At 68.3% G+C, this 5,063-nt stretch carries 3 protein-coding genes; 2 read left to right on the top strand and 1 reads right to left on the bottom strand.

Annotated elements, in window-relative coordinates; translation table 11 throughout:
- Positions 1 to 53: 53 nt before the first annotated feature.
- The gene (locus ACFV61_RS14635; protein ID WP_380491908.1) at positions 54 to 2,711 is read right to left on the bottom strand and encodes a transglycosylase domain-containing protein; all 2,658 of its coding nucleotides are present in this window, start codon (positions 2,709 to 2,711) and stop codon (positions 54 to 56) included.
- A 354-nt stretch (positions 2,712 to 3,065) separates the two neighbouring features.
- Between ACFV61_RS14635 and ACFV61_RS14630 the strand changes: the two genes are divergently transcribed.
- Positions 3,066 to 3,767 carry a PadR family transcriptional regulator gene (locus tag ACFV61_RS14630; RefSeq protein ID WP_063348480.1) on the top strand — a complete coding sequence of 234 codons (702 nt, stop codon included), beginning with the start codon at positions 3,066 to 3,068 and terminating at the stop codon, positions 3,765 to 3,767.
- A gap of 126 nt (positions 3,768 to 3,893) precedes the next feature.
- Positions 3,894 to 4,976, top strand: coding sequence for an inositol-3-phosphate synthase (locus ACFV61_RS14625; RefSeq protein ID WP_063348479.1), 1,083 nt, complete (start codon positions 3,894 to 3,896; stop codon positions 4,974 to 4,976).
- Positions 4,977 to 5,063 lie beyond the last annotated feature (87 nt).

Genomic DNA, 5,063 nt, shown 5'->3' with positions numbered 1-5,063 from the left:
CCTCCGGAGAGGGCCGCCACCGCCGTTCGGTTCATCCGCTCAGCGGGTGGTGGTCAGGGCAACAGCCCGTTCTGCCCACCGCCACCGCCGGTCGAGGACGGTGTCGGCGGCTTGCCGCTCGGCTTGCTGCTCGTCGCCGGGGGGTCCGTCGGCGGCGCCGTGGGCGGGGGCGTGGTGCAGCCGAGGAGGCCGCAGCTGCTCGTCGGACCGGGGTTGGTCCTGGTGTGCGACGGCGTCTGGCTCGGCTGCGTGCCCGGGCAGTCCACGCCCGGGACACAGCCCGGGCCCTGGGTGGACACGGGCGGCTGCGGCTGGTTGTTGTTGGTCGGCGGCGGCTGGTTGTTGGCCGGCTGGGTCGCGGGCGGGGCCGACGGGGTCTCGCTCGTCGTCGGCGTGGGCGTCATGCTCGGCGAGACCGGGGCGCCGGAGGAGTCCACCTGGGTGCCGACCGGCTGTGGGGTCGGGAAGTCCATCTTCTTCTCGTTGGCCAGCGCGGCCTTCATGTACCGGGTGAAGACGTCGGTCGGGATGTCACCACCGTGGATGGACTCCTTGCCGCCGGTGCCGTTGAGCGACAGCCGCTCGTGCTTGCTCGGGTCCTCGCGCCACATCGCGACGCTGGTCACCAGCTGCGGGGTGTAGCCGACCCACCAGGCCGACTTGTTCTGGTCGGTGGTGCCGGTCTTGCCGGCCACCGGGCGGCCCAGCTCCTTGGCCTTGAAACCGGTACCGTTCTTCACCACGTTCACCAGCACGTCGGTGACGTTGTCCGCGACGGCCGGCTCCAGGGCGACCTTGGCGTCCTTCTTGCCGAAGCCCGGGCGCTCGGTGCCGTTCACCTCGACCTTGGTGACCGAGTAGGGCTCGGCCTCCTTGCCGCTGGCTGCCAGGGTGCCGTAGGCAGTGGCCATCCGGATCGGGCTGATGGTGGAAGTGCCGAGGGCGAAGGTCGGGGTCTTCGGGTCGGCGAAGCTCTCCTTCCGGACGCCCATCTGCTCGGCGATGTTGGCCACGTTCTGGCCGCCGACGTCCTGGTTGAGCTGGACGAAGGGCACGTTGAACGAGTTCTGCATGGCCGACCGCAGCGAGACGTAGCCGCGCTTGCCGGAGTCCTCGTTCTTCTGCCGGTAGGGCTTGCCGTCGTCGCCGATCACCAGCGAGCCGTCCGGCTTGCGGATCTCGGACATGTCGTCGGACAGGTAGCGGCTGTCGGCGTTGATCCGCTTCGGCTTGCCCTTGTCGTCGGTGGCCGTCTGGACGCCGATCTGCATGGCGGTCGCCAGCACGAAGGGCTTGAAGGTCGAGCCGACCTGGACGCCGATGGCGTCGGCGTTGTTGTCGAAGTGGCCGTTCTCCACGCCGTCGCCGCCGTAGAGGGCGACGATCGCGCCGTCGCCGGGGCGGATGCTGGCGGAGCCGAACTGGATGAAGGTGTCGTTGTTGGGGCGCTTCTGGGCGTTGAGGTTTTCGCCCTTGACGTCGTCGACGGCCTTCTTCAGGGCGTCGACCTTGTCCTTCTCGAAGGTGGTGTAGACCTTCAGGCCGCCCTTGTCGATCATCTGCTGGGTGATCGTCTTGTCGGTGGCCATCAGGTACTTGTTGGCGGTGTCGACCAGGTAGCTGACCTCACCGTTCATGTTGGAGCTGGGCTTCTGCGGGATCGGGTCGGGGAAGGTGGTGCACTTCGCCCGCTCCTCCGGGGTGATGGCCTTGGTCTTCACCATGTTCTCGAGGATCCAGGCCCACCGCCCCTGGGCCCGCTCCTTGTTGGCCGGGTTGCTGGGGTCGTAGTACGACGCGCCCTTCAACAGGCCGGCCAGCATGGCGCTCTGACAGAGGTCGAGGTCCTTGGCGTCGACCCCGTAGTAGGCCTGTGCGGCGGCCTGGGCGCCGTTCGAACCGCGACCGAACCAGCTGGTGTTCAGGTACCCCTTGAGGATGTCCGGTTTCTGCATCTTCTGATTGATCTTCAGCGTGATGAAGAACTCCTTCAGCTTGCGGCTGAGGGTCTGCTCCTGACTGAGGTACGCGTTCTTCACGTACTGCTGGGTGATCGTCGAGGCGCCCTGGGTCTCGCCGCCCTTGGCCATGTTGTAGACGGCGCGGAGCATGCCCTTGGGGTCGATGCCGCTGTCCTCGCGGAAGGTCTGGTTCTCCGCCGCGATCACGGCGTTCTGCAGGTTGGGGCTGATGTCGGAGAGCTCGACGATCTGACGGTTGGTCTCGCCCTTGCGGGTCATCTCCGAGCCGTCGGCCCAGTAGTAGATCGTGTTCTGGTCCTTCATCAGATCCTTGAGCTTCGGGATCTCGGTGGTCTGGTAGAGGTAGAAGACCCCGCCCACGCAGGTGGCGAAGACGATCAGGAAGGCGCTCAGCCACTGCCGCCAGGACGGCAGCCAGCGCCGGACGCCGGTCTTGCCGAAGCGCGGGTAGTCGATGAACCGCTTCTTGCCGGGGCCTGCGGCGGCGGCCGCGGAGGCGGCGGCAGCACCGCGCCGGCCGCCCTTGCCACCCTTCTGGGCGGCCTTGCGCATCTCGGCGCGGCCCATCCGGGGCTGCTGAGCGGTCTCCCGTTCGCCCGGGGGGCGCCGGCGGCCGGCGCCGTCCGAGCTCACCTCGTCCCGGCCTGGTCCGCCCTGACGGCCACCACCACCCGGGGGCTGCTGCCCGTCACCGCCCGGGCTGGGCGTCCTTCGCCGTCGTTCACTCATGTTGCAGCCACTCCTCGCCAGGCGGTTCCAGCCTGAAGGCAGGGTTCACGTCCGATGCCCGCCAACCGCCCTAACCCCGGAGGTGGTCCTCGTGCACACGCGACAGCGTACGCAGCCGGGAATCCCAACTAATCGGGCATCAGTCCCCAATGACCGCAAAACGGCAGCAGATCATTACACGCCCGTTGCCAACCACTCCTGCGCGTCGGCTTGTGATCACCTTCACGCGCGCCCCCCTTGCCCGTTCCGAGGGCCCGGTTTACTGTTCTCGATATATCGAGCCGATACATCGACGCGGCATACCGCCCGATGCAGCGGCCGGACAACGGCCGAGAGGTAAGGAGGACGACGGCAATGGGCAGGCGCTCAGGAGTGCTGGAGTTCGCCGTTCTCGGTCTGCTCCACGACGCCCCGATGCACGGCTACGAGCTGCGCAAGCGGCTCAACGTCCTGCTCGGAACGTTGCGGGCGTTCTCGTACGGAACGCTCTACCCGTGTCTGAAGAGCCTGGTCGCCCAGGGCTTCCTGGTCGAGGACAACCCGGACGTCGAGTACGTCCCGGCCACCGCGCTCAACGGCAAGCGGTCCAAGACCGTCTACCGGCTCTCCCCCGAAGGCAAGCAGCGCTTCGAGGAGCTGCTCGCCGACTCCGGGCCCGACGCCTGGGAGGACGAGCACTTCGGCGTCCACTTCGCGTTCTTCGGCCAGACCGACCGGGCCGTGCGGATGCGCGTCCTGGAAGGGCGTCGCAGCCGGCTGGAGGAGCGACTGGAGAAGATGCGCAACTCGCTGGCCCGCGCCCGCGAGCGGTTCGACGACTACACCGTCGAGCTGCAGCGGCACGGACTGGAGTCGGTGGAGCGCGAGGTCCGGTGGCTCAACGAGCTGATCGAGACCGAGCGGGCCAACCGCACCGGCCGGACCGGGCCCGCCACCGGCGGCAACACCACCGCCGTACCCCACAAGACTTCGGACGGCCGTGGCCAGGAGGAAGGGTCCCAGGACCCGCCCGGGCCACCGTACGACCGCCCGGGGCGCTCCGCCCAGGAGCGCTGACACCGCGTCAGCCCTGTGCCGCGCGGCAGGAGTGGGCGCCTCGCGCCCGTACAAGCAGTCATCGAAGAAGCAGGACGAGTGCCGTCGACCCCGGCGGCCCTCATGAGATCACAGGGAGCAACCGGAATGGGTTCGGTTCGCGTAGCCATCGTGGGCGTGGGCAACTGCGCCGCGTCGCTGGTGCAGGGTGTCGAGTACTACAAGGACGCCGACCCGGCCGGCAAGGTCCCCGGGCTGATGCACGTCCAGTTCGGTGAGTACCACGTCCGCGACGTGGAGTTCGTCGCCGCGTTCGACGTCGACGCCAAGAAGGTCGGCTTCGACCTGGCCGACGCCATCGGCAGCAGCGAGAACAACACCATCAAGATCTGCGACGTGCCGCCGACCGGCGTCACCGTCCAGCGCGGCCACACCCTCGACGGCCTGGGCAAGTACTACCGGGAGACCATCGAGGAGTCCGACGAGACCCCGGTCGACGTCGTCCAGATCCTCAAGGACCAGCAGGTCGACGTCCTGGTCTGCTACCTGCCCGTCGGTTCCGAGGCCGCCGCCAAGTTCTACGCCCAGTGCGCCATCGACGCCAAGGTCGCCTTCGTGAACGCCCTGCCGGTGTTCATCGCGGGCACCAAGGAGTGGGCGGACAAGTTCACCGAGGCCGGCGTGCCGATCGTCGGTGACGACATCAAGTCCCAGGTCGGCGCCACCATCACGCACCGCGTGATGGCCAAGCTGTTCGAGGACCGCGGTGTCATCCTCGAGCGCACCATGCAGCTGAACGTCGGCGGCAACATGGACTTCAAGAACATGCTCGAGCGCGAGCGCCTGGAGTCCAAGAAGATCTCCAAGACCCAGGCCGTCACCTCGCAGATCCGCGACCGCGAGATGGGCGCCAACAACGTCCACATCGGCCCGTCGGACTACGTGGCCTGGCTGGACGACCGCAAGTGGGCGTACGTCCGCCTGGAGGGTCGCGCGTTCGGCAACGTCCCGCTGAACCTGGAGTACAAGCTCGAGGTCTGGGACTCCCCGAACTCCGCCGGTGTCATCATCGACGCCGTGCGCGCCGCGAAGATCGCCAAGGACCGCGGCATCGGCGGCCCGATCCTGTCGGCCTCCTCGTACTTCATGAAGTCCCCGCCGGTGCAGTACTTCGACGACGAGGCCAAGGAGAACGTCGAGAAGTTCATCCGCGGCGAGGTCGAGCGCTGAGGTAGGGCGCCGGAGCCGGCGGCGGGGGACCCCCCCCCGCCCCCCCCGCGGGGGGGCGCCCCCCCCCGGGGGGGGGGGGGCCCCCAC

The sequence above is a fragment of the Kitasatospora sp. NPDC059817 genome, assembly GCF_042731835.1.
Classification (GTDB): domain Bacteria; phylum Actinomycetota; class Actinomycetes; order Streptomycetales; family Streptomycetaceae; genus Kitasatospora.
Note: the sequence above shows the minus strand (reverse complement) of the source record. Positions and strands in the feature narration are given on the sequence as shown.

Bases quoted from the DNA above. Each gene is read 5' to 3' on its own strand.
- ACFV61_RS14630 (WP_063348480.1), top strand. From the start codon at position 3,066: ATGGGCAGGCGCTCAGGAGTGCTGGAGTTCGCCGTTCTCGGTCTGCTC.
- ACFV61_RS14625 (WP_063348479.1), top strand. From the start codon at position 3,894: ATGGGTTCGGTTCGCGTAGCCATCGTGGGCGTGGGCAACTGCGCCGCG.
- ACFV61_RS14635 (WP_380491908.1), bottom strand. From the start codon at position 2,711: ATGAGTGAACGACGGCGAAGGACGCCCAGCCCGGGCGGTGACGGGCAG.